26 protein-coding genes are annotated in these 26635 nt (G+C 53.3%); 12 read left to right on the forward strand and 14 right to left on the reverse strand.

Annotated features, from left to right (window positions below; all coding sequences use genetic code 11):
- The first annotated feature begins 137 nt into the window (after positions 1-137).
- The 3 genes from QQL54_RS01830 to QQL54_RS01840 all read left to right on the forward strand — a co-directional run bounded on the left by QQL54_RS01830 (position 138) and on the right by QQL54_RS01840 (position 2574).
- Positions 138-758 carry a Crp/Fnr family transcriptional regulator gene (locus QQL54_RS01830; protein WP_284386919.1) on the forward strand — a complete coding sequence of 207 codons (621 nt, stop codon included), beginning with the start codon at positions 138-140 and terminating at the stop codon, positions 756-758.
- An 83-nt stretch (positions 759-841) separates the two neighbouring features.
- Entirely contained in the window at positions 842-1957 is a 1116-nt protein-coding gene (locus QQL54_RS01835; RefSeq protein WP_284386921.1) for a PAS domain-containing sensor histidine kinase, read from the forward strand.
- Between the two features lie 2 nt (positions 1958-1959).
- Positions 1960-2574 carry a response regulator transcription factor gene (locus QQL54_RS01840; protein WP_284386923.1) on the forward strand — a complete coding sequence of 205 codons (615 nt, stop codon included), beginning with the start codon at positions 1960-1962 and terminating at the stop codon, positions 2572-2574.
- Positions 2575-2641: 67 nt separating this feature from the next.
- Here QQL54_RS01840 and QQL54_RS01845 read toward each other — a convergent pair whose 3' ends face one another.
- The 7 genes from QQL54_RS01845 to QQL54_RS01875 all read right to left on the reverse strand — a co-directional run bounded on the left by QQL54_RS01845 (position 2642) and on the right by QQL54_RS01875 (position 8154).
- Complete coding sequence (locus QQL54_RS01845) at positions 2642-3850, reverse strand: serine hydrolase domain-containing protein (RefSeq protein ID WP_284386925.1); 1209 nt, start codon at positions 3848-3850, stop codon at positions 2642-2644.
- A 93-nt stretch (positions 3851-3943) separates the two neighbouring features.
- Entirely contained in the window at positions 3944-4366 is a 423-nt protein-coding gene (locus QQL54_RS01850; protein ID WP_284386926.1) for a CBS domain-containing protein, read from the reverse strand.
- A 97-nt stretch (positions 4367-4463) separates the two neighbouring features.
- On the reverse strand, positions 4464-4910 hold the full coding sequence (locus QQL54_RS01855; protein ID WP_284386928.1) for a baeRF12 domain-containing protein: 447 nt from the start codon (positions 4908-4910) through the stop codon (positions 4464-4466).
- A gap of 12 nt (positions 4911-4922) precedes the next feature.
- Positions 4923-5507 carry a CC0125/CC1285 family lipoprotein gene (locus tag QQL54_RS01860; protein WP_284386930.1) on the reverse strand — a complete coding sequence of 195 codons (585 nt, stop codon included), beginning with the start codon at positions 5505-5507 and terminating at the stop codon, positions 4923-4925.
- Positions 5508-5565: 58 nt separating this feature from the next.
- Positions 5566-6795 carry a DUF8173 domain-containing protein gene (locus QQL54_RS01865; RefSeq protein WP_284386932.1) on the reverse strand — a complete coding sequence of 410 codons (1230 nt, stop codon included), beginning with the start codon at positions 6793-6795 and terminating at the stop codon, positions 5566-5568.
- A gap of 311 nt (positions 6796-7106) precedes the next feature.
- The gene (locus tag QQL54_RS01870) at positions 7107-7535 is read right to left on the reverse strand and encodes a DUF2267 domain-containing protein (protein WP_284386934.1); all 429 of its coding nucleotides are present in this window, start codon (positions 7533-7535) and stop codon (positions 7107-7109) included.
- A 91-nt stretch (positions 7536-7626) separates the two neighbouring features.
- Positions 7627-8154 (reverse strand): Hsp20/alpha crystallin family protein, encoded by a 528-nt coding sequence (locus QQL54_RS01875; protein WP_284386936.1) that lies wholly within the window; start codon positions 8152-8154, stop codon positions 7627-7629.
- 268 nt (positions 8155-8422) lie between these two features.
- On the opposite strand from QQL54_RS01875, the gene QQL54_RS01880 reads away from it, so the two are divergent.
- The gene (locus QQL54_RS01880) at positions 8423-9073 is read left to right on the forward strand and encodes a BON domain-containing protein (protein ID WP_284386938.1); all 651 of its coding nucleotides are present in this window, start codon (positions 8423-8425) and stop codon (positions 9071-9073) included.
- Between the two features lie 141 nt (positions 9074-9214).
- Here QQL54_RS01880 and QQL54_RS01885 read toward each other — a convergent pair whose 3' ends face one another.
- The 6 genes from QQL54_RS01885 to QQL54_RS01910 all read right to left on the reverse strand — a co-directional run bounded on the left by QQL54_RS01885 (position 9215) and on the right by QQL54_RS01910 (position 13740).
- On the reverse strand, positions 9215-9694 hold the full coding sequence (locus tag QQL54_RS01885; protein ID WP_284386940.1) for a flavodoxin family protein: 480 nt from the start codon (positions 9692-9694) through the stop codon (positions 9215-9217).
- Between the two features lie 14 nt (positions 9695-9708).
- Entirely contained in the window at positions 9709-10191 is a 483-nt protein-coding gene (locus QQL54_RS01890) for a helix-hairpin-helix domain-containing protein (RefSeq protein ID WP_284386942.1), read from the reverse strand.
- Between the two features lie 327 nt (positions 10192-10518).
- Positions 10519-11793, reverse strand: coding sequence for a TolC family protein (locus QQL54_RS01895; protein WP_284386944.1), 1275 nt, complete (start codon positions 11791-11793; stop codon positions 10519-10521).
- Positions 11790-11993 carry a YgaP family membrane protein gene (locus tag QQL54_RS01900; protein ID WP_284386945.1) on the reverse strand — a complete coding sequence of 68 codons (204 nt, stop codon included), beginning with the start codon at positions 11991-11993 and terminating at the stop codon, positions 11790-11792. Before QQL54_RS01900 ends, QQL54_RS01895 begins: the two co-directional genes overlap by 4 nt.
- A 4-nt stretch (positions 11994-11997) precedes the next feature.
- Complete coding sequence (locus QQL54_RS01905; protein WP_284386948.1) at positions 11998-12456, reverse strand: thioredoxin domain-containing protein; 459 nt, start codon at positions 12454-12456, stop codon at positions 11998-12000.
- Between the two features lie 9 nt (positions 12457-12465).
- Positions 12466-13740: an NAD(P)/FAD-dependent oxidoreductase gene (locus QQL54_RS01910; protein ID WP_284386950.1), complete on the reverse strand. Its 1275-nt coding sequence runs from the start codon at positions 13738-13740 to the stop codon at positions 12466-12468.
- A gap of 140 nt (positions 13741-13880) precedes the next feature.
- Between QQL54_RS01910 and QQL54_RS01915 the strand changes: the two genes are divergently transcribed.
- Genes QQL54_RS01915 through QQL54_RS01930 form a run of 4 tightly spaced genes read left to right on the forward strand, consistent with a single transcriptional unit; the run spans position 13881 to position 18814 of the window.
- A complete protein-coding gene (locus QQL54_RS01915) occupies positions 13881-14240 on the forward strand; it encodes a rhodanese-like domain-containing protein (RefSeq protein ID WP_284386952.1) in 360 nt (119 codons plus the stop codon).
- Positions 14227-15228, forward strand: a complete 1002-nt coding sequence (locus tag QQL54_RS01920) for an efflux RND transporter periplasmic adaptor subunit (protein ID WP_284386954.1) — start codon at positions 14227-14229, stop codon at positions 15226-15228. The genes QQL54_RS01915 and QQL54_RS01920 overlap by 14 nt, the downstream gene beginning before the upstream one ends.
- The gene (locus tag QQL54_RS01925; protein WP_284386957.1) at positions 15225-18494 is read left to right on the forward strand and encodes an efflux RND transporter permease subunit; all 3270 of its coding nucleotides are present in this window, start codon (positions 15225-15227) and stop codon (positions 18492-18494) included. Before QQL54_RS01920 ends, QQL54_RS01925 begins: the two co-directional genes overlap by 4 nt.
- Entirely contained in the window at positions 18494-18814 is a 321-nt protein-coding gene (locus QQL54_RS01930; protein ID WP_284386959.1) for an ArsR/SmtB family transcription factor, read from the forward strand. The genes QQL54_RS01925 and QQL54_RS01930 overlap by 1 nt, the downstream gene beginning before the upstream one ends.
- 144 nt (positions 18815-18958) lie before the next feature.
- Here QQL54_RS01930 and QQL54_RS01935 read toward each other — a convergent pair whose 3' ends face one another.
- Positions 18959-20083 (reverse strand): hypothetical protein, encoded by a 1125-nt coding sequence (locus tag QQL54_RS01935; protein WP_284386960.1) that lies wholly within the window; start codon positions 20081-20083, stop codon positions 18959-18961.
- Positions 20084-20523: 440 nt separating this feature from the next.
- On the opposite strand from QQL54_RS01935, the gene QQL54_RS01940 reads away from it, so the two are divergent.
- The 4 genes from QQL54_RS01940 to QQL54_RS01955 all read left to right on the forward strand — a co-directional run bounded on the left by QQL54_RS01940 (position 20524) and on the right by QQL54_RS01955 (position 26529).
- Positions 20524-21366 (forward strand): DUF6544 family protein, encoded by an 843-nt coding sequence (locus QQL54_RS01940; RefSeq protein WP_284386962.1) that lies wholly within the window; start codon positions 20524-20526, stop codon positions 21364-21366.
- 96 nt (positions 21367-21462) lie between these two features.
- On the forward strand, positions 21463-22596 hold the full coding sequence (locus tag QQL54_RS01945) for a patatin-like phospholipase family protein (RefSeq protein WP_284386964.1): 1134 nt from the start codon (positions 21463-21465) through the stop codon (positions 22594-22596).
- Positions 22597-22870: 274 nt separating this feature from the next.
- Positions 22871-26101, forward strand: coding sequence for a PAS domain S-box protein (locus QQL54_RS01950; protein WP_284386969.1), 3231 nt, complete (start codon positions 22871-22873; stop codon positions 26099-26101).
- Entirely contained in the window at positions 26098-26529 is a 432-nt protein-coding gene (locus QQL54_RS01955; RefSeq protein ID WP_284386970.1) for a response regulator, read from the forward strand. The genes QQL54_RS01950 and QQL54_RS01955 overlap by 4 nt, the downstream gene beginning before the upstream one ends.
- Positions 26530-26635 lie beyond the last annotated feature (106 nt).

Raw genomic sequence — 26635 nt, forward strand, 5'->3', positions numbered from 1 at the left:
GAAGTTGCAACACCATGATTGAGACGACTGGCTGTGCAATCGATCAAGACCATTCCGTAGTAATACCTAGGTACTCTCCCGAATTGCCGCCACGTATTTGGTTCTCCACATTCGGACTCCCCCAGAAAGGAGTTCCTATGGCTTACTTGGATTATGCAGAGACAGTTCAGACGCAGGCAACACCCATCGTTAAGCTTCTGGATGCTGTGCTTTATCATCAGGGCGATGATGCAACCATGGCTTACAGGATCAAGTCCGGCGTGGTCATGGCTTACCAGATATACTCCGGCGGTACGCGTCAGATCACAGGGTTTTTCCAGCAGGACGATATTATCGGTCTGGAGGTGGATGGGGCCTATGCCGACACAGCGGTCATGCTCTCGGACGGTCGGTTACAGCCGATCTCTAGACGACAGTTTATGCAGGATCCCCATCTGCAGAATGAGCTCTATGCCAATGCCTGCGAACAGCTTCGCTCGGCTCAATCGCTTGTCCTTTCGCTGACACGAAAATGTTCCGATGCGAAGGTCGCGGAGTTTCTGTTGCACCTCGCCCGGCCACGGCGTTGCGGAAAGGGTCGCGACCTTATCGTTTTACCTAAATGCCGGCAAGACATCGCCGACTATCTCGGCGTATCTAGCGAAACTGTTAGTCGCCGCCTCGCAGCATTCAAGCGGCAGGGCATTGTCGAGTTTCCAGATCGCCGCTCAGCGCACATTATCGATTTCCCCGCGCTTGAAGCACGGGCAGGGCATTGAAACATCGGCTATCTAGTTACCATCCCTTAAGTCACTGATTGCTTTGCACTGGTCTGTGGTATCTCAGCGTGTAATGAAAGATTATGCCTTTGTATGATAGCGTCGCCATTCTGGAGTCCATACTGGCGACCATTGTCGACGCTGTGGTCGTGATTGATCAGATCGGTCGAATTCGGCTGTTTAACCCCGCAAGTCAGACCATGTTCGGTTACTCTGAGGATGAAATCCTCGGGAAAAACGTCAATATACTCATGCCGGAGCCCTATCGGTCAGAACATGATAGCCATATTGCACGGCATCAAAGAACTGGTGAAAACCACATTATTGGCATCGGTCGTGAACTCAAAGGCCGCAGAAAGTCGGGCGAGATTTTTCCATTACAACTAAGCGTTGGCGAAAATAGATTTCCAGACTCCCTCGGTTATGTCGGTATCATTCGAGATTTAACGAAGAGTAGGGAATACACGCAACGTCTTGAAACTCTTGAGATGAACCATGCCCATCTAGCTCGGATTATGGCCGCTAATCAGCTCGGAACAGCGATCGCGCATGAATTAAACCAGCCGCTCGCCGCTCTCGTCAACTATATGGAAGCTGGCCTAACCTTCATGGAAACGAACCATGCGAAGTCGGGTGATCCGCTAACGGACATCATGTCGAAGGCCTCGGACGAAGCGCACAAGGCATCGCGTATCTTGGCGCGCCTAAGGCAATTCGTCGAACGCGGAGACGTGACCCGCAGCGAAGTGGACGTCGAACAGGCTTGTGACGCCGCGCTATCTCTTGTCATGCCCTCTTTCCGTAATTTACATATTACTGTGGCGCGTCATTGTCCTCCAGAACTCCCGACTGTTCTGGCAAGCGGCGTTCAGGTTGAGCAGGTTCTTGTGAATCTTATTCGGAATGCGTTCGAGGCCATGGCAGAAATGGAAGACGACGCACCCAAACGCATCACTTTGTCGGGTGAATGTCTAGAGGATATGGTCCGAGTATGCGTATCCGACACTGGCCCCGGAATGGATGATGAGAAGCTCTTACGGATATTCGAGCCGCTCTATTCCACCAAGTCAAATGGGCTCGGGATTGGACTATCGCTATGCCGCGATCTCATCTGTTCACACGGGGGAACGTTAGACGCAGAGCGTAACGCATCTGGCGGGATGAGCTTCGCCTTCACTCTTCCTAGATATGCGCCTTAACAATGCCAAGCCGGATCGCGATTGTTGATGACGAACCTTCGGTCCGCGACTCCTTGCAAACCCTTCTTGGAATGCATGGATTTTACTGCAAGTTGTTTGAAAGTGGAGATGCGTTTCTGGCGACACAGAGAAATGATTTCGACTGCGTCTTTCTCGACATCCGTATGCCGGGTCGGGACGGATTGCAGACGCTAGTCGAATACCGCAAAGGCATCGCACCGAAACCTGTCATCATGATGAGCGGTCACGCTGATATTTCCATCGCAGTCAAGGCCATGCGCCTCGGGGCTATAAATTTTTTCGAAAAACCGTTTCAGAAAGGCCGTATTTTGGAGGCCGTCTCCGAAGCCATGCAGGTCTCGCGTGACATGCAGCGGGCGCTTGAGAATAAAGTTGATCTACAGGTCAGGATGGAACAGCTAACGCCGCGCGAACGCGATGTGGCGCGGTTGATATGCGCTGGACTGCTCAACAAGCAGATCGCCCATGAGTTAGGCATTTCAGTCAGGACGGTCGAAACGCATCGCGGTAATTTGATGTCGAAAATGGGCGTGCGAACCGTGGCCGCACTGGTGTCGATTTTGCCAATCTCCGGTTTGGACGGAATTGACGGCTAGGCACGTTTTGCGGAGCTGAAACCGATTTCCGCCAGCTTCGAAAACCTTGTATAGCGACGTGCTCAGTCTAGATTGAGGCCGATGCAATTGCGTCTCTTAGAGCGATATCTCGCGGGTCGGGATCGACGCCCAGACCTATTCGGTTGGTAATATAACCGTATCCAAGGCCAATATCAGGGTCGGCATAACCCAGAGATCCACCAGCGCCAGGGGCTCCGAATGCGCTGGGGTGACCGAACGAAAATCCATCGAACGGTTTCATGAATCCCAGAGAATAGTGAGCCTCGTCTCGGAGCACCTCATCGAAAAATCCGCGTGTCGGAGGAGACGCCTGTGCTTTGAGCGCAGACAATGTTTTAGGCTTCAAATCGAGCTCCGCTCCGTCAGTCGCGAATACACTATAGAGTTTCGCAATGGCTCGCGCAGTTCCAATACCTCCACCTGATGGAACTTCTAGGGCCCGGCTGTATATGCGCTCTTTGTCGATCATCACGCCGGCCCCCGGATTAACGATGCAGGCCTTGAAGCTGGCCGACCACGGCTTCATCATCGCGAGCACCATCGGCAATGGATAACCGAGTAGGGACTTGACGAAGCCAGCCATCGAAAGAGGGGCCAGGCGGGCATTGGGTATACCTTCGGGAAGACCGATGTGGAAATCCAGTTCGAGCGGAACCGCAATGTCTTCGCGAAAGATTTGCCCCAAGGTACGATGGTCTGGGTCGACACGACGAAGGAGTTCGCTTTCGTAGAAACCGAGTGACAGGAAATGATAGGCATTTCGCGTGCCTGGCCTCCACTTCGGCGTCTCGCGGGCCATGATCGCGGCTAGCCGGTCAGGATCTGCAATGACCTCGCGATCAATCTTTTCGTGAAAGGCGTGCAATCCGGCCTGATGAGATAATAGCTGACGCACCGTAATGTTTGCTTTGCCGCTTTGTGCGAACTCCGGCCAGTAATCGGCGACGCGAGCGTCATAATCCAGCCATCCACGAGAGTGGGCCACCGCTACGGTCATCGCCGAAATGCCCTTGGTTAGTGAGAAGACAAGGGCCATCGTGTCCCGCTTCCATGGGGATCCGCTCTCCGGATATCGGATGCCGCCCCATAGATCGACGACCTTCTCGCCTTGGAAGTAAACGCAACAGGCACCGCCCAACTCGTTTCGCTCATCAAAGTTTTCTTGGAAGGCTCGCCGGACAGCTTCGAATTGGGGCTTAGTATAACCCTCCACGGTTGTTCGTGTCTTGGCGTTAGTGGCGTCTGATGGGAACATGAGGCTGCGCCATTCCTAGTGCCGGGTCACTTTGGGGATTATCAGATTTCCTCGTGTGATCTCATTCAGCACTTGGAACCCGAGTCGTGTTTGTCACGCGTGATGACTGGACACAGCTTCGATGAGTTCACCTGAAAGCGCCTGTGGGGCTGCGTGCCCGACATCGCCGATACTCAGCATACCGGTCATGCGCTTCTCGGCGTTGAGAACGGGGAGGCGGCGGATCTGCTTTTGCTCCATTAGCATCACCGCGTCCTCCAACGACTCATCCTCCGTACAGTAAATAATGCCTTCCGACATAACTTGGCGAGCCGTCAGATCTTCGGGATCGTCGATTGATGACGCAAATGCGCGGGTTGCAATATCTCTATCCGTGACCATGCCGACCAATCGGTCATTCTCTCCTATGGGCACGCTACCAATATCAGCTTGTGCCATCAGGTTGGCAATTTCCCGGATGTTTGTGTTGCTTTCGCGCCAGAATGCGCCCTTGTGCATGGCATCTCTGACTTTCATGGCTTCTTTCCTTTTCGACTTATAGAACTCCCCAGACGATAGAATGGATCGCAATCTAGAGACTGTCGTGTGTCAGGAAATAGGCCCGTGAAGGCTCTTATCGGTCGCGATGTACCGAAAGGATCCGTTCAATGTCAGGCGATGGGTGGTGAGTGAGATCTTTAGCGATCTCAGTCCTAACGCAGGACCGGGCCCTGTCCGAGAGCAATGGACGAACGCGTCCCAAAGTGGCCGGGTCCGCGACGAGGACGATACTGTCTAGACCTAATTGTTCGGACAGGTCGTTGATGCGGTTGGCGAGATTCCGTCCTGCGTGTTGCTTTTCTAGTTGGTGCCAATCGGATTCCGTGACAGCACTATATTGCTTGGCTGAAGTGGGAAACCGACCGGGCTTGTCAGAGCCTTGCTCATGGGTTGGTGGATTATCCCGCACGCCGTGCTCGACGACGCGCAAGTCAAGAATATCAGCATCGCCCTGATTGCGAAGGAAGAGATATTTCCCGCTATCTGCGATCACGACGTAACTGTTGTTTTCAAGTTTCATGAGACCGGAACGTCAATCATGATTATGTTGAAATGGGCAGGTCGTCTCGTCATGCGGCTCGCGCTTGTAGCATGAGACCGGGCCGATACTATCCATAACCAGCTGAGCGTCGAAGGCATTGGGGTATTTTTCCGCCTCGTCTCGGTCCAGCATCCGGATATAGGCGACGGCGATATATTCGTTGGTTTCGTAATAGCTCCAACGGCTCGGATAGCTCCAGCGATAGCCATAGGCATAATAGGGGAAAGACCAAGGATACTCGTCCCTGAGATGGTAGTTACGGCCATAGATTGCCGGATGCCGCGTGCCGCGAATGTGGGTTTCCATATCGGTGTCGCTCTCAATGATGAGAAAGCTTGTTTTGCCCGCATCCAGAGTTAGTTCGGCTGCGTGTAGCAGCAGGTAGTCCTCAACAGTTTCCCGAGGAGTTGAGACATCGCCTCGGAATGAGACACGATAATTGTCCTGACCAAGAGCCTGATCTGAGAAGCCTTCATCGCCGGCAAATCGCGCGGGATGATAGATGCTGGATAAGGCGCACCCTGAGATCAGAATAGCCATCATCAGGCTGGCAAGCATGGGTTTTGAACATTTCATGGATTGTCTCCTTGGATCGAAATGATGTGCATGACAGTCTCTCACATCCTTGTAGGTTTCAGCCCATGTTCCGCTGAGCTAGGGTAGGGGTGAGTGTTGCAGGTCTGACAAAGTGGTTGCCGATCTGCACAATCACCGCACCCATTCCGAAGATAAATGCGACCAGCCAAAGCAGCGCGCCGAGAAACGGAATCAAGCCGACTATTATAAGGGTAATAAGACCCAAGAGTGACCAACCAACGCGACCGAGCATTGTGTCGGGATTATCCGTTGCGCCTCGGCGCGCCAGACTGCGGCCCGTTAGTCCGAGATAGTAGGACGAGGCGGCAAAGGCCAAAGGTGCGGCTGCGAGATAGAAGGACCCGACTACCAGGGCTAGAGGAATACCGATCACTGTCGACATCAGTAGGGCGAGCAAGAATGGCCCGGCAATGACGGCCAGCGCGCCGACACCCAATGTCTGCCACGGCTTCATTTGCATCATCCGTTCCGTGCGCCCAAGTAATCCAGGGAAGAGGGCCGCGATCACCGCGGTGGCTAGAAGCAGTCCGCCAATGATGACCAAACTAGCAATTGCGAAAAAGGCGATCATCTTCCTGCCGTAGCTTTCGAAGATTTCGGGGCGGTCGTCGGAAGCCAGTTTGATAATTGTGCCAGTGACCTCAGCGGTCGAGTCCATGTCTAAATTCTCAGCCCGGTACCGGAGATCTCCGCCAATTGTGACACCTGCGCCGATCCGAATAGTTTCCGCGAACAGTTCGACGTCTCCTACGACATTCGAAAGAAGATCAACCTCCTCTGCGACCGCTTTGAGTGTGCCGCCAATGGGTGCTTCGATTTCGATCTCGTTGCCCGCGAGAACGGCTGACCCCCCAATTATCAGACTACGACCTAGTTTAATCTCTGACCCAGCGAGAACGATATCGTCCTGAACAGTCCCGCTCGTGAAGGTCATCTCTCCGCCGGCTAGGATCAAGTCGTGAATGGTGAAACTGTTGGCCGAAATCTCTCCGCCGACGGCGATTAAATGTTCGGCCGATGCGCCCGAGATGATCAGGTCGCCACCAGCAGCGAAGACATCGTCGCTTGATGTCAGACTGAGGACAAGATTGTCCGCAGCTAAAAAGGCCATGTCCTCGTAGTCACCCGCCACAATGACTTGCTCAGATTTGTCATCAATATCGTCCTTGTCATCCTGAGCGAAGACGCTCGGCGTGCTCAACATGCAGAACATCGGAACAACAAGTAGTAGGAGCTTCCAGTGGAAAATTTGAAACGGCAATTTCATATTACGTCTCCAGACAATGTGTGGGACGCTAATGGCCGTTCGAATGACAGTGTGACTGACAACCGTCAGAAAGATGAATGTTTACGGCAACGTTGCGGATCATCCGAACGTGCGTTGCTGTGCCCGCATGTGCTCAGCCATCAACTGTATTGACCTGTCGGTCTTGGAAAAGGTCTAGTTTCCTAGGTTTATCCAGCACTTTTCGGTTAAGGTGTTTCCCACCTAGTGGAAGACCGTAAAGCCTTGCCAGTCCAAGGCGTGTTTTGGTTCAGAGACGTAAAAATCGCCGCCGGGTGGCGCGACGCGACTGGCTAGTCAGACCAGAGTTGGCGAATGGGTTTCGGTAAGCTTCTCTTGACGTCGTCAATTTCGCCGTCCGAAATCTTTGTCTCGAGAACCAGGAAGACGCGCCGCGCAATATCCACTGGAGCAAAGCCGACGCCTGAAAACTTGGCGTCGTGAAGTGGTTGTAGAAAACCATCTACTGTCCGATCTTTGCGCGGTAACTGCGACGGCCTCCAGCCTTCAAAATACAGGCCTCGGATAAGCAGCGGCAATTGGGCGGACAGATGTGCGGATTGTTCGACAGGTAAGTGATCCCGCAAGCTTTGCAAAACGAGCCTCAAGGCGCGAAAAGCATCACGGCGGCTCTCCGTGTGCAGCTGCTCCATAATCTCTTTCAGCCAGATGTGTGTCGTATGTACGGTGTCGTCGATGACCGTCAGTCCATGCAAAGCCATGCTCGCACCCTTTTATATTAAAATGAAAGTAGGTCGTCGGGATATGGGGAAATGCCACGACGACCCACCGTGCGGTCGAGCCGCTATGCCTTTAAGCCTTTGTCTTGATTTTGACGGATTGTGGCTTGGCCTTTTTCTCGTGCGGTTTGGGAATGCTCAGGTGGAGCACACCATTTTCATACTCCGCAGTAATGTCGGTCGCTTTGCAGGCCACAGGCAAGCGTATGGATCGCTCATAGCGACCATATTGGCGTTCTGAGATCCGACTATTGGCGGTTTCGCGATCCGAAGTTTTAGATTTTTCACCTGTGATCGAAACCACATTATCCGTGATTGAGACGTCGACATCCGCTTCTGCAACCCCTGGCATTTCCGCAGTGATTTCGAACTCTGAGTCAGTCTCGGTGACGTCTAGTGCCGGCACCTGTCGGCCGTCGCCATTTGTCTGAGCGAACCGTTCGGAGATTTGGCTGAAAACATCATCCATTTCGCGGCGCAGGCTGGCTAATGGTGCGAAACCCGTATCGTCAAAAGGCCAATGTCGCGACGTTGGGCGTGTCAGAACGTCGCCTTCAGAGGCAGTGTCTTGCACGGTCAATGGGTTGCTCTGTCTTGGCATCGGATACTCCTTTTCTGGGTGAGGTGAGCCGCTCAACCCTACCCTGAAAAAAAATCGATGAATGACGAAGATCAGGGTTTGGCAAAGAAGTCATTATGTCGGGATTCATTTCGAAGTCTTGCGATGAGACCTCCGATTCCTACCAATGTTCACGCTTCACTGACGTCTGTCAGAATGGCTCCGAAAGAGTATTCTATGTGATCATTGTCGCACTTCTTGCGGCTCCGCCAAGCCGGGTTCAGCGGACTCATTAACAATGGAGACTGAAATGGGCGATTATGAACTTAAGCAAAGTGTCGAAGAAGAATTGGATTGGGAGCCCAGTATCGATGCCACAGACATCGGAGTCGCTGTTGAAAACGGGGTCGTGACACTGATGGGGCACGTGTCATCATATTTACAGAAATCAACGGCGGAGCGCGTCGTCAGTCGTATCAAAGGCGTACGCGCCATCGCACAGGATCTGGAAGTGCGTTATCCCGGTGCGTCGAAAAACTCTGACGACCAGCTCGCGCAACGGGCCGCAAATATAATTGACTGGAACTCCCATATGCCATCTGGCGCAATACAATCCAGGGTGCAGGATGGGTACGTAACCTTAACCGGCGAAGTTGATTGGCGTTACCAATCTAATCAAGCCTACGACGCCGTTAAGTCACTGGACGGCGTTCGCGGCGTGACCAATAACATCAAGGTCAAACCAAAGATCTCGGCGTCAAACGTTAAGGACCGGATCGAGAAGGCTCTTGTTCGGAATGCGGAAACAGACTCCGACAATATTAGCGTTACAGTGACTGGCGGCACGGTTACACTGAATGGCAAGGTGGACACGTGGCATGACCGCGAAATCGCAGAAAATGCTGCGTGGGCTGCACCGGGCGTGTCCAGTGTGAAAGATAATATTTCGATCGTCTATTAAGGTCGCGCCAATCGCGTTACATCTGACCGTATTTTCCGCCTAGCCAGCCTTGATCGGTTGGCTAGGTTTTTCGTTTCTGTAATGTCTCGAAAGGCTCATCAAGAGTGTCAATATGACCTCGGCCGAGGCCTATCCCACCGCTTAGTTATCGGTGGAAAGTTGCGAGGTAAACGCCTTGAGATCATCATCAAATTCGCCGCGAAGAACCCGTTCCTGTTGAACGGCCAGAGTCGCGATAGGTTGTCTCAGAAGTCGGTCGGAAATGAAGTTGACGGCCTTTTCCGGCGGCGAATGGCCACCATAGGTAAAGAACAAGGCAATTCTTGGAGGCAGCTCATGGCCTTGTTTTAGGAAGGCTCTGAGTGGCAGGGCTGGATAGCTTGTCCAGATTGGGGATCCAAGGATTAGAAGATCGTAATTACCCCACACAGTATCCGGGACGGATATTGGAGGGTGCCGACCTTTTACGCTGTCATAGCCAGCTCGTAGGTAGCGCAGCCAGCCCGGTCCGTAGCGCGGGCAGCTTATTTCTGCTGTCGGAGCATCGATAGCCGCGCTGATAGCGCGCGCAAGATTGGCGGTCGTTCCAGAACGGGAATAATAGAGGATCAGTGCTTTCATACGTTTACTCCGGACTATACCCCGGATGAACCGGGTCTGTGGCCGCTGAAATGCTTCAGAATTGCTGCCTGCGTTTTTGCGCCGATGCCAGGTAATCGCTCAATCACGCCGCGACTGGCCGCCTCGACAAGCGTATCTGGCGTAAGCACGCCAAGTTTCTTCTCGATCTGTCGGTAGCGTTTCGGACCGATGCCTTCGACTTTCAGCAGGCCAGCTTGGACCGGAGGAAGGCTGAGCCTCAGGGCTTCGAGTTCAGGCAGTTCGCCCGTCTGGACTATAGTCTCTATCTTCCGGGCAATATCGTCACCAATGGTCGGCAGGCTAACGAGATCATCGCCGCGCGAGACTTTCTGAGCAAAAGATTCTTGACTGTTCAAGATCGTGAGGGCCGCGTTTCTATAAGCTCTAATCCGGAATGTGTCGGCGTCCTCGACATCCAGTAATTCGGCATAATCATAGAGACGATCCGCGATCTCGCGATTGGATATGTCGGTCATCGACACACTTCCAATACTGTTAGAGGGGATAAAAGAAATCCGGTGGGGATGAGTTTCCACGAAAAGGCCGAGCCTATTCGCGCTCTTTCCCATCCCCACCGGATCTGACCCTGAAGCATCAGTGTTGTAACGAGTCCGAAGTTTTGCGCTTTACCAGCATAGGCAGTTTGCAAGACCTCATATCGCAACTTCTCTCCTTCAGGACATGGACAGAGTAGCTCTATTTCGGTGGGCAAAAGTGACATGTGTCAGGATTTGAACATTCTTTTGGAATGTTGAATCGTACGTAGACTGATCCGTCATTGAAAATGGATAAGAACGATAGGTCTATGGTAAAAGCGCCGCTCCCAAATCGGACGAGAGCGACAACAGACGGGCCTCGACCAAAAGGACTAAAGTTTGCTGACGGAAGCGTTCGACTTGGGCAGTCCGAAAGGCGTCTTCCGCGTCAAGAGACTCCACCAATGTACGCAGCCCAGCCTCGTACTCTTTTTGTGCCCCTTCTGCGGCAGTCGCTGCTGCTGCTTCGGCGCGTTGCGCCGCAGAGAGTGCCTCTCGTCTTGCGGTCAAATCATTCCAGAGACCTGAAACAGACTCCTGAATCTCAAGTTTGACCCACCTGACCTGTGCTTCCGCTTGGCTAAAGCCTGCTCTCGCGTCGCGCGCCTTGGCGCTTTTCTGACCATTGGTAAACAAGGGCACATCGACCGTTACTGTTGCTCCAACATCCGTAATGGGATCCTCGAAGAAAAAATAAATGTCTTCACCCGTCGTGGCCCGGGCATTCAGGGACACTTTGGGTCCATAGCGTCCTCGGGCTTCTCGCACCCGGTAACTCGCAGCGTCACGCGAAGATTGAGCGGCAGCGAGATCGAAATTTGAAGAGTAAGCCCGCCTCAAAGCCTCATCATAGTTGCTGGGCAGAGGCAGAGGTCTGCTGAACGGCGACATGGGCTGTGGGTCTGAAAGGCCTGTCAGTCGAGACATACGGGCTTTGGCAGCTGACAGAGTGGCTGTGCCGCCGGCTTTCGCTGCTTCAGCTGATGCCAGTCGAGATTCGGCCAACGCTATATCAGTCCGCGTCGCAACGCCTTGTCTTTCTAGGGTTTCAGTCTCCCGCATACGCAGTCTGAACGTCTCAACTCGGGCCGTGCTGACCTCCAGTGCTCGGACAGCCAACCACAGCTGCGCATAGGCCTCAACGGTTGACAGAACGGTCGCTTCTCGCGTGCCTAATAAAGCATTTTCGGATGCGACCGCCTCATGACGTGACGCTTCGACTGCCGCAGTTTGCGCACCGGACTGATAGATCGACCACTGCGCGCGCAACCCGATTTGCCTTGGCACTTGAGTGATCCGGTCCGCTGTGAAGTCAGTTTCCAACAGACCGAGTTGGCCTTGCGCGCCAAGCGTCGGCCCACCTTTCGCGCGGGCAAAGTCTAACGCCGATTGCCCCTGCTCAACCCTCGCTTCGGCGCGCTCAATTGCGGGATCGAAAGCTAGTGCTTCTTGGACAGCATCCCTTAGTGAAATCGGCTTGGCCGAGGCCTCCGCGCAGAGGAAGATCAGCAGAAGGGCCGCCAAGCCCGTCTTGATCGTCATTGGAAGGCAGACCCGGATTGGACTCCTAGCAGCTTAAAGATTTTCGCCGCCGGGCAGAACCCCGTGAAAGCGGCTTGGAGCATATTCGCACCTGCAAATGCATTGAGCAGGAACCAAGCGGGGTGAACAAGGTAGCCAAGGGCGAGACTCGTTAGAACAATAACGCCAGCGAAGGCGAAGACAGCACGATCAATGTTCATCAGTTTAATCCTTTTTTGTGAAGGTTGTTTGTATCCATTTGATGAGACCGTCGCCGGTCGGTGCACCAGATTTGTGACCGATCTGGGTCCCGCCATCATAAGCGATGAGGGTTGGCACGCCGCGAATTCCGAGTGTCGCCGCTGCCGATTGATGTTCATCGGAATTGAGTTTGAAAAACCGAATTTGATCAGAGAGCTGCGCTGCCGCTTTGTCATAGGCAGGGGCCATCATCCGACACGGCCCGCACCACGGGGCCCAGACGTCGATGACAAATGCGCCCGTATCACGTGATCGAAGCCGTTCGAGCAGGATCGCGTTTATCTCGACCGGAATTGGGGTGGCGAGTGTTTCCTTACACCGACCACAGGCACCATTGGACAGTTTCCGACTGGACTGCGCACGATTAAGTGCGCCGCAAGCGGGGCAAACCAGCCGGTTCATAATATCGGACTGGGTCGACATGGCTCGGGTTCAGTTTTTTAGTTTGTGGGTCTTGAGCAAACTAAGCGCCGCGTTCTCGTAGAACGATTCCGATCGTCCACTGCGGATTTTGTGGAGGAAGTATTTCTCAAACCCGACCTTGGCCATATGAACCCAGCCGCCTGACACGGACCAGTTCACATTGCGGGGTGGAATTTGGGGTTGGGCTACAAACATGACACCACCATCGCCAAAATCAGCGAGACAAATCGCGTTCCATGTCGCCTCATGGTTTGGCTTCTCTCCATTGATGATTGCGGCAATATTATCTGCAGTTGCCGTCACCATGGATTCAATCATGAAACCTGTCTTGGGCACGCCCACTGGCACAGGCGAAGTGCCAATCGGCGGAATGGCAATGCAAACACCGATGCCGAAAATTTCCGGATAGGTTGGATTTCTCTGGTGCTTGTCAGTAATGATGAAACCCTTGGCGTTGACGAGACCTTCGACATCCCGAACTGCCTCGACCCCGCGAAATCCTGGAAGCATCATAGAATAAGCCATGGGTAACTCATGCTCGGTTTTGACCGAGCCGTCCTCGGCCACCTCCTCGACCAACATGCGACCCGTTTCGATGGATTTGACACGGGCGTTCGTGATCCACTTAATGTGACGCTCGCGCAGTTCGCTTTCGAGCAACCCTTTTGTGTCTCCAACACCATCCAATCCGAGATGGCCGATATAGGGTTCAGGTGTGACGAATGTCATCGGGACTTTGTCGCGGATCTTACGCTTGCGCAGTTCTGTCTCAATGATCATCGCCGTTTCATAAGCAGGCCCAAAGCACGACGCACCTTGAACAGCGCCCACGATAATTGGGCCTGGTTCCTTGCAGAAGGCTTCGAACGCCTCATTGGCTGCAAGTGCATGATCAATGTGGCAAACGGATTGTGTGTGTCCATGCTCTGGCCCAAATCCCGGAATGGCGTCGAATGCGAGTTCTGGCCCCGTGGCGATCACGAGATAGTCATAGGGGACACGTTCCCCATCGGTGAGTCGGACGTGCTTGTCTTCCGGTTCGACTTTTGCGGCTGTGCCAACAATTAACTCGATGCGCCGCTTCTTCATCGGTTCGAGAAGATCGACAAGTATCTCCTTCCGATCTCGCCAGCCCACAAGCACCCAAGGGTTAGACGGGACAAATTGGTAGAAGTCCGTTTCATTGATGATGATGACGTCGTCGGTTTGCCGAACCTTCTTTCGAATTTCAAAAGCCGCGATCACACCACCCAAACCGGCACCCAATATTACAATGCGGCTCATGATCGTTCTCCGGTTTCACTGAAATTACGTTTCATGCGAAAAACTGTATATTATAAAATACGAACTAAGTGACATAACGCAGGAAAACACAACAGAAGCGACCCATGTATTCGAGCGATCTGCGCTAAGAGGACGTTTCCATGAAGGACCCCCATGACTTGCCCGCTGGAACCGTGTTTTCCAGATTGAGAGCAAAAGAGATTCTTCTGATTGACGTTCGTGAGCCTGCCGAGTTTGCTAATGAGCGCATTCATGGTGCCCTGCTGCATCCACTCTCGACCTTTGAACCGAAAGCGATCCCAACCGATGGGTCAAGACAGGTCGTATTCCAGTGTGGGTCGGGCAAGCGGTCTCGCAATGCGCTTGACCAGTTCATAGCGGAAACGGGGGCGGACGCCTGCCATCTCGCGGGGGGTATCGCGGAGTGGAAGACCGCTGGTCATCCTACCATTAAAATCAATCCGGCTACGGGACAGGTGGAAGATCATGGCAAATATTAAATACCGCCATGCTTTTTGTCCTCTGATTGCTATGTTTCTTTTCGGGTTCGATGTTCTCGCTCAGCCGCTCACCATCGAAGAAAGCCTCGTGGTTGATTACCGACCGGTCGTCGCCCGTATCGAAGCGGGTGACACAGCGACGGCTCGGTCGCGCCTGCAAGGCGTCGTGACGAATTTGGTGGTCGATGAGGGCGACGAAGTTGAGGGCGGCGCGGTGGTCGCTGTCGTCATCGACAATACGCTGAACCCTCAGCTTGAATCGCTCAGATCCCGCGCCGACGGTCTTGAAGCGCAAATCCAGCAAGTTGAAGAAGATATCACCCGCAACGAGGCTCTGTACGCCGACGGTTTTTTCCCCAAGGCGCGCCTTGATGCGGCTCGCACTGGGCTCGTAGTGCTTCGTCAGTCACTCGCTTCGGCGGAGGCTGAGCAGCGCACCTTAATCGCTCGCCAGGACGAGGGTCGAATTCGTGCGCCTTCGGACTCCCGCGTTACCCGTGTTGAGGTTGTTAACGGATCGATCGTCTCTCCCGGTGAAGTCATTGCCCGGTTCTCGACACTAGATGGGATCATCCGCTTGTCCCTACCCGAGCGACATGCTGCGGCGATCACCGAGGGCGAAACGGTCCTGTTGCGCCTGCCGTCCCACGACAGCGGAATTCGAACGGCGACCATCATCAAGATCTATCCGGAATTGCGTGATGGTGCTGTCATTGCTGACGCAACGGTTCAGGGGGGACTGAATGCCTTGGTTGGTGAACGTATCGATGTTTTGGCCTCAGTGGGAGAACGCCGCGCCATTCGGGTGCCAGCCGCCTATGTCTCAACGCGCTATGGTGTTGACTTTGTCAGGGTCAAGGTTGGTGCCCGGTTCGTCGACGCGCCAGTTGCCCTCGCAGGTTCTGTTGAGGATACCCAAGGACGTCTGGAGATCCTGTCTGGCTTGAGGGTTGGCGATGTCATCACATTGCCGGAGACTGGCTCATGAAAATGGATGTCTCCAGAGCGATCACGCGCTCGACAATCCGCTCGCCATTGACGCCGCTCTTCTTGATCACAGCGCTCGCGGTTGGTTTGATCGCGTTGCTCACAATTCCGCGGGAAGAGGAGCCGCAGATTTCAGTGCCGATGGTTGATATTGTGCTGTCGGCCCCAGGGCTCCGGGCGCCGGATGTGGTCGAGCAGGTCACAAAACCGCTTGAGGAAATCATCACGGCGATCCCGGATGTTGAACATGTCTACTCTCAGAGTCAGGATGACGGCGCGTTAGTCACTGCGCGCTTCATTGTCGGTACCGATTCCGACGACGCCATTCTTCGTATCCATGAGAAGATTCGGGCCAACCTTGATCGTATCCCGCCTAATGTTCCTATGCCCTTGGTCATTGGGCGGGGCATTAATGATGTCCCGATCGTGACGCTGACCCTATCGCCTGAGGATTGGACCGGAGATATTTGGACCGATACGTCGCTGCGCCTGATCGCTGACGAGTTGCAGAAAGAACTGATCAAAGTGGAAGATGTCGGCCTCACCACGGTGATTGGCGGACGGATGCTTGAAATGCGCATTGAACCCAATATCCCGGCGCTGGCATCTTACGGTATTTCCCTGCGGTCATTGGTCGAATCCGTCCAACAAGCGGCCAGCACAATGCCCGTCGGCACGGCTCGGCGCGACGGCGACATCCTGCGCGTTCAGGCTGGCGAACAAATTGATTCAGTCGGCGACCTAGAACGTTTGATGTTGCGCGGCGCAGATGGCCGAACAGTATACTTGTCAGATATTGCGGCCGTGCAGGTTACTGGCGCCGAGACAGAATCTCGGGTCTGGACACTGAACCGGAAGAATGCGGACACGGGTTTCGAGGCTGCACCAGCCGTCACGCTGGCGTTGGCGAAACGCCCCGGCGCGAATGCGGTCAATGTCGCGGAAGCGATCCTCAAACGGGTTGAGTATCTTAAAGGTCAACTGATCCCAGACGGCGTGCGGGTCGAGGTAACTCGCAACTACGGCAAAACCGCAGACCACAAAGCTAATGAGTTACTTTATCATCTGGGGCTCGCGACGATCTCGATTGTTGTATTGATCGCCTTTGCGATTGGTTGGCGTGAGGCGTTGGTGACATTGATCGTGATCCCAACCACGATCCTGCTCACCTTGTTTGCATCTTTAATGATGGGGTACACCATCAATCGGGTGTCGCTGTTCGCCCTGATCTTCTCCATCGGCATTCTGGTCGATGATGCCATTGTCATGATCGAAAATATTGCCCGCCACTGGGCCATGAAAGATGGTCGAACGCGAACAGAGGCGGCGATTGACGCTGTTTCCGAAGTTGGCAATCCGACCATCATCGCCACCCTGACGGTTATTGCTGCTCTATTGCCGATGATGTTCGTCTCTGGCCTGATGGGACCCTATATGGCCCCGATCCCGGCAAACGCGTCGGCTGCTATGGCTTTCTCTTTCTTTGTCGCGGTCGGGGTCGCGCCTTGGTTGATGGTGAAAATAGCCGGGCGCGCACGGATTGCTGGTCATAGCCACGCGGGCGGTGAGACACGTCTTGGCGGCTTCTACCGCCGCGTTGCCGACCCCATTATCGCCTCGCGTCCGCGGGCTTGGGCCTTTCTTCTGATCGTTGGTGTGGCGACACTGGGGTCGCTCACGCTTTTTGCGACTAAAACCGTTCCAGTCAAACTGCTCCCATTCGACAATAAGTCTGAAATCCAGATCATTGTCGACCTGCCGGAGAGCGCCTCCGTCGAAGACACAGAACGCACGCTGTTCGCTTTGGCCGACGCCATGCGCGATGTGGAAGAGGTCGAGACCATTCAGGCCTATGCTGGCACCGCTGCACCGTTCAATTTCAATGGGCTGGTCCGGCATTACTTCTTCCGGGCATCGTCTGAATTGGGCGACCTACAGGTCAATCTGTTGGAAAAATCTCACCGATCCCGCGACAGCCACACAATCGCACTGGACTTGCGCGAGCGCTTGAACGCGATTCCAGTACCCGCTGGCACCAGCGTCAAAGTCGTCGAAGTACCGCCAGGACCCCCGGTCATTGCGACCCTAATGGCAGAGATCTACGGTCCAACGCCTGAGGTGCGCAGGCAAACCGCAACCATCATACGTGGCCTGTTTCAGGACACAGACTTCATCGTGGATGTCGACGACTCCTTCGGGGTCCCCGCGCCGCGTCTAGCCCTTGCCGTCGATGAACCGCGCGCCGCAGACTATGGCGTTGCTCAGGGTGACGTGCTGGACACGCTTTCGCTAGCTTTCTCCGGCCAGACGGTTGGCGTAAGCCCGCGCGGCGAAGGTCGCGACCCACTCACCATACGTGTTCGCGTGCCAAAGTCGGCACGTAACTGGTCGCAAAACATGGCGGCGATTCCTGTCCCGCGACGCCTTGCGGGACCACAGGCTAACCCTGTCGAACTCGGGGCTCTCGTTGATGTCTCCGAACAACTCGGCTCGCCGCTGATTTTCCGTCGGGACGGTTTTTTTGTCGACATGGTTATGGCTGAACTTGCGGGGCAATATGAGGCTCCCATCTATGGCATGTTTGAAATACAGGACCGGATTGCGTCTTACGATTGGGGCGCAGCCGGTTTAGTTCAACCGACCGTACGGATGTATGGTCAACCCGAAGATGAGAGCCATACGACTCTGCTCTGGGACGGCGAATGGGAAGTCACCTATGTCACCTTCCGAGATATGGGGCTGGCCTTTGGCGTGGCCCTATTCGCCATCTATATCTTAGTTGTGGCTCAGTTTGGTACCTTCCGGGTTCCGCTGATCATCTTGACACCCGTTCCGCTCACCTTGATCGGGATCATGCTGGGTCACTGGTTGTTCGACGCGGCCTTTACCGCGACGTCCATGATTGGCTTTATTGCTCTCGCCGGCATTATCGTGCGCAACTCGATCTTACTCGTGGATTTTGTCCGCCAGCGCCAAGACGCTGAAACGCCCCTCAAAACCGTCTTGCTTAATGCGGGCGCAATTCGTTTCAAACCCATCCTTCTCACGGCCCTTGCGGCGATGATCGGCGCATCAGTCATCTTGACCGATCCAATCTTTCAGGGATTGGCGATCTCATTGCTGTTTGGCTTGGCGTCGTCGACAGCGCTGACGGTTCTGGTTATTCCAGCAATCTATGTTGCGCTAAGGGGGCCGAATTGGTTACCTACTGATACAGACACGACAGAACAGAATCTTACCGCCTATCCTACGGAAACAAACGCCTGATGACCCGACCTGACATATCCTCGCCGGAGGCGTTTGAGATTATGTCGGAGCGAATTCATGAAGCCGCACATGTGCTCAAAGCCATGGCCAGTGATACTCGATTGAAGATCCTGTGCGCCTTAAGCGCAGGGGAATTATCTGTGGGTGAGTTGGCTGAGCTGACAAACCGATCATCATCGTCAGTTTCGCAGCATTTAGCAAAACTGCGTTCGGCTGGCCTCGTCACAGCAAACCGTGACGCACAGACCATCTTTTATTCCTGCACTGGCGGGGTCGGAAAAGTCGTGGTTGACGCTCTGTGTGGTCATTACGCAGATTGAAGGTATCAATCCACACGGACTGAGTGGCTTGGTCTGACAAAGTGCCAGGTCAAATATTTTTGTGACGCTCAATTTCCGTTGCGAAAGTCTGGAATGAAGAGGGAAATGGGCAAGAAGCTTAAACGATCATCAGTCAATATCTGATCAATTGGATGCTGCGTCACTTCCAGACATTTCCGCGACCCACCCTTTAATCATGAAGTCAAGAATCTTAGGATTCCGATCATGATTGGAATGCGCTGCGGCAGGATCGGTGAGTAAGAAAGGAATTTGGAGTGCAGGGTTTCTAACTTCGATATTCAGGATTGACCCGATCAAGGGGCTATCGATCAGGAAATCGGGAAGGCGGTAGCCCATTACGTCGTTCGGATCATTAAAGGCGATAAGCCGAAGGCTCGTTTGCGCATCGCAAGACTGGCTCGCAGATATTGCGGCGCCTCGATGCTCTCTTGGATCAGTCAGCAAAACCTTATGATCGCCGAATTCCGCATACAGATTACAGCTTGTCTCAGGATCACATCCGAAGTGAGGGTGGGCGGCCAGTAACAGGGCGACCTGATTAGAAAACATGTAGACAGGCGTATCATCAAGCAAAGACGGCATAAGGGCGCAAGTGGGCTCCGCGGCTCCCAAGTCGCCAGGCCATAAGCGAAATTCATCCAGCGTATCCAAAAGTAAGAAGCTTCCTAATGAATAGGTCAGGACCGCAAATTCATGTTGATCTAGGTGGGTCACGATGCGGTCTGTGCCTCCAAAGCGATCCATCGTTGCCTGTGTCAGTTCACATCGTGGAAAAGTGTCTGACCTTGCCGGAACCTCAAGGGCGTCAGATGCCATGATACAAATGCTTTGTCGGATGGCATCTCGTGCCGCCGCCCCCAGCGGACCAACGGATAGGACGGCATCCGCCAGACCGTCCAACATGACATCATCTTTTATGATCCCGTTTAACAGTGATCGGGATGGAAAATTCGGTTCGTCATCCATCAATTGCTTTACAGGAGGCGCATCTTTTTCTCCGCCGCAATGGTCTGGGCTGGACCGTAGGCCTAGCTCTACATCGCTCTCATACGGCGCGAGAAATCGATTGGCGAAGGCGTCAGCATAAGGCGTCCAAAGCGTTTCATAGAACACAAGTCGGGGTGTGCCGTCAGTCTCATCGCCCCAATGCGTGATACGAAGCGTAGCCGGGGGAAGATCGAAACGTTCTCCGATCGCTTTTCCAACCTCGAATGCGGGCGTGTCCAACTCAATCAGTCGATCCGCCATGCACTGGCTCGACCCTAACTGACTCGCAATCTTGTTCTGAACGTCAAACGAATAGCCATGCGCGTGGGTTGCCATCCCATTAACGACAAGGACCCTGAGCTGCCCGTCCGGACCAAATAATCGTTTGTGCCTAGACTCCAATCCATCAACCCGAAGAGGTTCCTTCGATGATGTAGTCGTCTTGTAAGTAATGTTATCTAGGTTCAGTGAAGCGTGCACGCAGCCCGTCATCCAAGCAGCCGTCAAAAGGAGCAGAAAAGATCGCAGAAAATTATACAAGTGTGGCGAAATAATTCGGGTTCCTGCCTGTTGAGAAGTTTTTTAGGAGATTCGAGGGCTCATATTTGAAGATTTCCAAAGGAAAAATGACTTACGGCACTTCTTCGACAAAATACAATATCATTACGTGAATTGAACCTGCGGCGAGGCTACCCAAAAATATGATCTGGATGCTCTATCTAGTCACATTGTTGTTTCTGGTGATCCTGTTTCTATTGGGGATGAGGATGCGGGATCGAATGGCAGAAAAGTCTGCTTGGTTCGAGCTGACCAAATTGAGCGGTGATGCAGACGGAATCTACGATCCTGAGATCGTCTCATCCTTGCCCGAGCCAGCAAGACGATATTTCAATTACATGATCCAGCCTGGGACTCCCCTCCGCAGAGTCATAGAGATTACCATGAGAGGTGAGCTCGGACTGGGCTCAAAAGAAAGTCCAAATTATCGAACGATGCGGGCAAGGCAAATTTTGTCTCCTCCTTTCGGGTTTGTCTGGAAGGTGAAGACTGGCGCAATAGTTGGATCCGATGGTGCGACACCGACGACCTCTTGGACTCGCTTCTGGCTGTTGGGGGTCATCCCGATTGTGCGCGCAACAGGCCTTGATCACCGACGATCTGCTTTTGGTCGCGTAATCGTAGAAGCGGCCGTTTGGTCACCTGCCAGTCTACTTCCCGCCCAGCATGTCATATGGGAGCCAATAGACGGCAAGAGCGCCCGCGCGACTGTTCGCTTAGGTAAGCTATCGCAATCTGTTGATGTTAGCGTCGATGAAGCGGGGAGGCCAAACACAGTTATCATCCAGCGCTGGACCAACGCGAATCCTGAGAAGTTATTCCGGCCACAGCCATTCGGTGGTTATCTCTCAGAGTTTGAACTGTTCGAAGGATACCGGCTTGCAACACGCGTCGAGGTTGGCAATCATTTTGGTACGGATGACTATTATCCGTTTTTCAAGGCCAAAATCACAGATATTCGCTTCCCTAAGAAGCCAATATTATGAGCCTTATCGATATCATCGGCATTGCGCTCGGTCCAAAATCGGCTTGAACGTCACACTGCCTGATCTAAGAGACTAGAAGGCTGATATAGGTAACAAATGAAATTAAGGCCGATATCAGGACTTGTCGTGACAGGTGGCGGCGCGCGCGGAGCCTATCAAGTTGGCGTTTTAAAAGCGGTCAGTGAAATTCTAGACCGTCAGCCGGAGCCGTTCGATATTATTTCCGGTATCTCGGTGGGCGGTCTTAATGCGGCAGGCTTAGCATCTGTTTCGGATGACTTTGTCGCCAGTACGGAAAACTTAGAGAGATTTTGGCGGAATTTGACGACGTCCAAAGTCTTTGACCCAAGGCTTAGAAAGATTTTCTGGACGGCGCTCAAACTAGGCTTTGCGACGCTCTTACCCAAGCACATCTCCAACCCGCCCAAATCGCTTCTCGATAGCAGCCCGTTGCGTGAAACTTTGTTAGATAACATCGATTTTGGTAAAGTTGCGAATGCGGTCAAAGATCGCTCGATCATGGCGATTTGTGTCACTTGCTCGGGTTATGACTCGGGCTATGCAGTGACCTTTTTCGATAAGCTAGATGAGGCGGAAGACTGGCACCGCGTCCGCCGGGCTGGGCGTAAGCGGGCGCTCGATATTGACGAAGTTATGGCTTCGGCGGCTCTTCCGCTCCTCTTTCCGGCCGTAAAAATTGACAATGAATATTTCGGAGATGGTGCTTTGCGCCAAACGTCTCCGCTCGCGCCGGCCATCCATTTGGGGGCAGACAAGCTTTTCGTTATCGGCACCCGCGATAGCTTACCTGAGCGGCACAAAGCGGACGATTTTAAGACCGAGTATCCATCAGTGGGGGATTTAGGAGGCTATGCTCTGGACATTGTTTTTCACGATAGTCTTGAGTCGGATATTGAGCGTTTGAAACGGTTAAACACATTGGTTCAACACTTAACGCCAAAGGAACGAGCGGATGCGAAGCTGAAGATGATCGACGTGTTTTCCATCAACCCGTCGATCTCTCTACGAAGCTTGGCACGCAAGCATGCGCCTGAAATGCCGCGCCGATTACGATGGCTAATCAAACGACGAACGGCAGAATCCGCTTTAGGGCGGATTGAAAGCTATTTATTATTTGAGCCCGGTTATGTCGGCGCTTTAATTGATTTGGGCTATGCAGACGCTATGGCTCGACGGGAGGAAATTCAGGCTTTCTTTCCATCGAGCTAGACCCGTCTAAACCATTAGACCAGAAGTGCGTTCCAGCAGCATGGGTTAAGCCTATTCTCGCAATGTCCAGAGTGCGCCACAGATCGCAGCCTAACGGACGAATTAGAGCCTCACGACCTGACTGGGTAAGCTTCGCCTGAGGGAGGCTTCAGGGTCTCTAATAGTGCGCTAAATTGACGCTTTAGCTTCTGAGTTAACTTGACCTCAACCCTCACTCTTCAATCTAATTCCTTTGAGTCTCTCACAGTTTTAGGATGCGGAAACGGAAGCGTATATGACCGTTGTAGCAAAATTACCGGACAATGAGGTTGAGCGCATTGAGGCGCTTCATCGCTATGCCATTTTGGATACCGACTCTAATGGTGAGTTCGACCGGGTCGTCAATTTAGCGTCTCGGCAGTTTGATGTTCCGATTGCGCTTGTCTCTCTGGTCGATATAGATCGTCAATGGTTCAAGGCGAGCTGCGGTCTAAAAGCGTCCGAGACGAGCCGTGATGTAGCCTTTTGCGCGCACGCTATTTTAGCCAAAGACGTTTTCGTCGTCCTCGACGCGACCAAGGATGACCGGTTTAAGAACAACCCGCTTGTTCGGAGTGGACTTAAAATTCGTTTCTATGCGGGCGCCCCTTTGCTCAATGCTGAGGGACTAGCCCTCGGCACACTTTGCATCATAGATGACAAGCCTCGTCCTGAATTCAGTGAGACAGATAAGAGGCTCCTCTCCGACCTAGCCGATATTGTCGTTGATCATATTGAAATGCGGTACTCGACAGCTGCTGAATTGGAACAAAGTAAGCAATTCACCCAAGCGGTTCTGGAAAACATACATGACGGCGTCGTGGCTTGTGACGCTGATGGCAATCTGTCGCTTTTCAATCGCGCCGCACGCCAATTTCACGGCGTGGATAGCAAGCCGATCCCACCGGAGCAGTGGGCCGATGAATTTGATCTTTTCGAAGCTGACGGCGAAACCCCTCTAAGCATGGCTCGTGTGCCGCTTTACCGGGCGCTCAACGGCGAAACAGTCGAAGATCAGGAAATGGTCATCGCGCCAAATGATCAACCTGCCTGCTTCATTGTGGCGAATGCGACGGTGATGCTGAACTCAAAGGGAAAGAAAATCGGTGCCGTTGCGTCCATGCAAGATGTCACTCACGCACGGAACTCCGCCTACAAAATCGCTGAGGCGGACGCAAAATTCCGCGCGATTTTCGATCATACCTTTCAGTTTTGTGGCTTGCTCGACGTCGATGGAATTATGTTGGAAGCAAACCAGACGGCTTTGGATTTCGGTGGATTTGACCGCGATACGGTTGCCGGAAAACTGCTCTGGGAAACCCCGTGGTGGCCAGATGATGACGCCATTAAAAGTCGTATGAAGGATGCTATCAGAAGTGCTGCTGCCGGTAATTTTGAGCGCTATGAGGTCAATGCGAAAAGCGGGCAGGGTGATCTTATCCCTATCGATTTCTCTCTGAAACCCATCATGGACGCCGACGGTAACGTCATCAATCTGATCGCCGAAGGACGGGACATTTCTGAACGCCGTAAAGCGGAGCAGGCCTTGCGCCGGAATCAGGCTGAGCTTGAACTCATCTTCAATGGCATCCCGATGTGGATTTTCTTCAAAGACGATAAAAACACTATTCTGCGGTTAAACCAATCCGCAGCAGATTCATTAGGTAAAACCGTTGAAGATGTGGAGGGGTTAAACACGTATGATCTCTACCCTGAATTCGCGAAGAAATATCACGATGACGATCTCGCCGTTATTCGTTCAGGTCAGCCCAAATTAGGTATCGTAGAGGAGTATGTAACGGATGAGGGTCACCGTGGCTGGGTCCGGACGGACAAAGTCCCTTACATAGATCCGGAGACAGGGAACCGCTTTGTCTTTGTGGCCTCTTCGGACATCACCTCTGAAAAAGTCGCTGTAGAAGGGTTACGTGATAGCGAGACCCGATATCGGAATCTCTACAACGCAACGCCAACCATGCTTCATTCCGTTGATGGTGATGGCAAACTATTGAGCGTCAGCGATTATTGGTTGGAACGTCTCGGCTATGAGCGTGACGAGGTAATCGGTCGAAAGTCGACGGACTTCCTGACGCCGGAGTCTGCGGCCCGCGCGATGAAGAATGTCATGCCCCAACAGTCCGAGACAGGAAACTGCAAAGATATCGAGCATCAAATGCAGACGAAATCTGGCGAGATCGTCGATGTCTTGCTGTCTGCCGTGGCGGAGCACGATCCAGATGGAAATCTAGTCAGTGCGATGGCGGTTTTGACCGATATAACAGATCGGAAAATCGTCGAACGCCAGTTCCTGCAGGCACAAAAGATGGAGTCTGTGGGCCAGCTGACCGGCGGTCTTGCCCACGATTTTAATAATTTGCTTGGCGTTGTATTGGGCAACCTTCAACTGATCGAGCGTTCGGTCGAGGACGAGAAATCACTGCGGCGCATTGCGGCGGCTTCTGCCGCTGTCGAAAAGGGTGCGGAGCTGACGCGCCGTCTGCTGGCCTTTTCACGCAAACAAAAACTTGAAGCGGAACTCGTCGATCCGACGCCGCTCGTTGCCGGTATGAGCGACATGCTCCACCGCGTGCTGGGCGAGAAAGTCTCTTTACAATGTACACTGGCTGATAATTTACCCAATATCCGGACAGATGCGGCACAGTTAGAATCCGCACTGCTAAACCTCGCTGTCAACGCTCGTGACGCAATGCCAACCGGTGGGAAACTGACCTTAGAGACCGAATTCATTATTCTAGATGATGACTATGTAGCGAATGTCGATGGATTGGCTGCAGGGGCCTATGTCATGATAGCCGTGACAGATACGGGCGAGGGGATTCCGGCAGACAAACTCGAAAAAGTATTCGAGCCGTTTTTCACAACCAAGGAGGTCGGTAGCGGCACTGGGCTGGGACTGAGTATGGTTTACGGATTCACGAAACAGACCGGCGGATACACGCGCATCTATAGCGAAGTCGGTCATGGCACGACTGTTCGGCTCTACTTACCAGTTGATGCCAATGTGGCAGAAAAGGCCGTCCATGATCGTCAGGCCATATCGGCGTCCATAGCCGATGGTAACGGAGAGCTGATACTGGTTGTCGAAGATCAGGAAGACGTGCGCGACATGGCCGCGGCTCTGTTAGAGGATCTCGGCTACCGTGTCGTTACGGCTAATTGTGGAAACACGGCGTTAAACCTTTTAGCCGAACGCACCGACATTGATCTCATGTTTACGGATATGGTGATGCCGGGGGGTATGGACGGGTCCCAATTGGCCAGTCATGCGCGCCGTGTTTATCCCAACATGCCAACTGTTTTTACCACGGGTTATGCCGATGCGGCTGTGTTGCGAGACGGTCAAATCACGTCATCCAAAAACCTTGTCACGAAACCTTATCGGCGCTCTGACTTGGCGAGTAAAATTGGGGCTGCCTTACAAAAGACTGTGGCTCCCATCCTTGAGACAGAGAGTTCGATTCTATGACTGACGGCCCACTCAACACGGCGACAGATACATTGTTAATTGTTGATGATATTGCGCCTATCCGCGAACTTTACCGCGATGTTGCAGAAGATTCTGGCTATGCGGTTTTAGAAGCCGAGTGTCCAAGCAGCATGTCCGCGGCGCTTGAGGGCTCCACGCCAACCCTCATTCTACTTGATCTAACTCTGCCAGAAGCGGACGGGCTTGAACTCCTCCGAGACCTGGCTCGCGTCGAGTTTAGCGGCCCCATCATCTTAGCCAGCGGGCAAGATCAGGAAATGATCGCTACAGCGCAGCGCTTTGGCTGCATGCTTGGTCTGGATTTGCCGCAAACATTGACGAAGCCAATTTCGGTCAAGACTATCGCGACTCTTCTAGATGATTTCCGCCAAGAAACAGACTCAGCGCAACAACAAAAAGCCCTTTAGAGATTTGTGAAGTTTGGCGGTCGGATCGTCGACGGATAGTGGTGTTGGGTGGGTAGGTTCAGCCAGCCTCATATCCTGATGCGGCAATTGCCATGCTCTTTGCGAG

Origin of the sequence: Algimonas ampicilliniresistens, from assembly GCF_030159955.1 — a bacterium.
GTDB classification, from domain to species: Bacteria; Pseudomonadota; Alphaproteobacteria; order Caulobacterales; family Maricaulaceae; genus Litorimonas; species Litorimonas ampicilliniresistens.

Excerpts from the sequence above, each read along its gene's own strand:
- QQL54_RS01830 (WP_284386919.1), top strand. The coding sequence starts at position 138 with ATGGCTTACTTGGATTATGCAGAGACAGTTCAGACGCAGGCAACACCC.
- QQL54_RS01835 (WP_284386921.1), top strand. The coding sequence starts at position 842 with ATGCCTTTGTATGATAGCGTCGCCATTCTGGAGTCCATACTGGCGACC.
- QQL54_RS01840 (WP_284386923.1), top strand. The coding sequence starts at position 1,960 with ATGCCAAGCCGGATCGCGATTGTTGATGACGAACCTTCGGTCCGCGAC.
- QQL54_RS01845 (WP_284386925.1), bottom strand. The coding sequence starts at position 3,850 with ATGTTCCCATCAGACGCCACTAACGCCAAGACACGAACAACCGTGGAG.
- QQL54_RS01850 (WP_284386926.1), bottom strand. The coding sequence starts at position 4,366 with ATGAAAGTCAGAGATGCCATGCACAAGGGCGCATTCTGGCGCGAAAGC.
- QQL54_RS01855 (WP_284386928.1), bottom strand. The coding sequence starts at position 4,910 with ATGAAACTTGAAAACAACAGTTACGTCGTGATCGCAGATAGCGGGAAA.
- QQL54_RS01860 (WP_284386930.1), bottom strand. The coding sequence starts at position 5,507 with ATGAAATGTTCAAAACCCATGCTTGCCAGCCTGATGATGGCTATTCTG.
- QQL54_RS01865 (WP_284386932.1), bottom strand. The coding sequence starts at position 6,795 with ATGAAATTGCCGTTTCAAATTTTCCACTGGAAGCTCCTACTACTTGTT.
- QQL54_RS01870 (WP_284386934.1), bottom strand. The coding sequence starts at position 7,535 with ATGGCTTTGCATGGACTGACGGTCATCGACGACACCGTACATACGACA.
- QQL54_RS01875 (WP_284386936.1), bottom strand. The coding sequence starts at position 8,154 with ATGCCAAGACAGAGCAACCCATTGACCGTGCAAGACACTGCCTCTGAA.
- QQL54_RS01880 (WP_284386938.1), top strand. The coding sequence starts at position 8,423 with ATGGGCGATTATGAACTTAAGCAAAGTGTCGAAGAAGAATTGGATTGG.
- QQL54_RS01885 (WP_284386940.1), bottom strand. The coding sequence starts at position 9,694 with ATGAAAGCACTGATCCTCTATTATTCCCGTTCTGGAACGACCGCCAAT.
- QQL54_RS01890 (WP_284386942.1), bottom strand. The coding sequence starts at position 10,191 with ATGACCGACATATCCAATCGCGAGATCGCGGATCGTCTCTATGATTAT.
- QQL54_RS01895 (WP_284386944.1), bottom strand. The coding sequence starts at position 11,793 with ATGACGATCAAGACGGGCTTGGCGGCCCTTCTGCTGATCTTCCTCTGC.
- QQL54_RS01900 (WP_284386945.1), bottom strand. The coding sequence starts at position 11,993 with ATGAACATTGATCGTGCTGTCTTCGCCTTCGCTGGCGTTATTGTTCTA.
- QQL54_RS01905 (WP_284386948.1), bottom strand. The coding sequence starts at position 12,456 with ATGTCGACCCAGTCCGATATTATGAACCGGCTGGTTTGCCCCGCTTGC.
- QQL54_RS01910 (WP_284386950.1), bottom strand. The coding sequence starts at position 13,740 with ATGAGCCGCATTGTAATATTGGGTGCCGGTTTGGGTGGTGTGATCGCG.
- QQL54_RS01915 (WP_284386952.1), top strand. The coding sequence starts at position 13,881 with ATGAAGGACCCCCATGACTTGCCCGCTGGAACCGTGTTTTCCAGATTG.
- QQL54_RS01920 (WP_284386954.1), top strand. The coding sequence starts at position 14,227 with ATGGCAAATATTAAATACCGCCATGCTTTTTGTCCTCTGATTGCTATG.
- QQL54_RS01925 (WP_284386957.1), top strand. The coding sequence starts at position 15,225 with ATGAAAATGGATGTCTCCAGAGCGATCACGCGCTCGACAATCCGCTCG.
- QQL54_RS01930 (WP_284386959.1), top strand. The coding sequence starts at position 18,494 with ATGACCCGACCTGACATATCCTCGCCGGAGGCGTTTGAGATTATGTCG.
- QQL54_RS01935 (WP_284386960.1), bottom strand. The coding sequence starts at position 20,083 with ATGGCGGATCGACTGATTGAGTTGGACACGCCCGCATTCGAGGTTGGA.
- QQL54_RS01940 (WP_284386962.1), top strand. The coding sequence starts at position 20,524 with ATGATCTGGATGCTCTATCTAGTCACATTGTTGTTTCTGGTGATCCTG.
- QQL54_RS01945 (WP_284386964.1), top strand. The coding sequence starts at position 21,463 with ATGAAATTAAGGCCGATATCAGGACTTGTCGTGACAGGTGGCGGCGCG.
- QQL54_RS01950 (WP_284386969.1), top strand. The coding sequence starts at position 22,871 with ATGACCGTTGTAGCAAAATTACCGGACAATGAGGTTGAGCGCATTGAG.
- QQL54_RS01955 (WP_284386970.1), top strand. The coding sequence starts at position 26,098 with ATGACTGACGGCCCACTCAACACGGCGACAGATACATTGTTAATTGTT.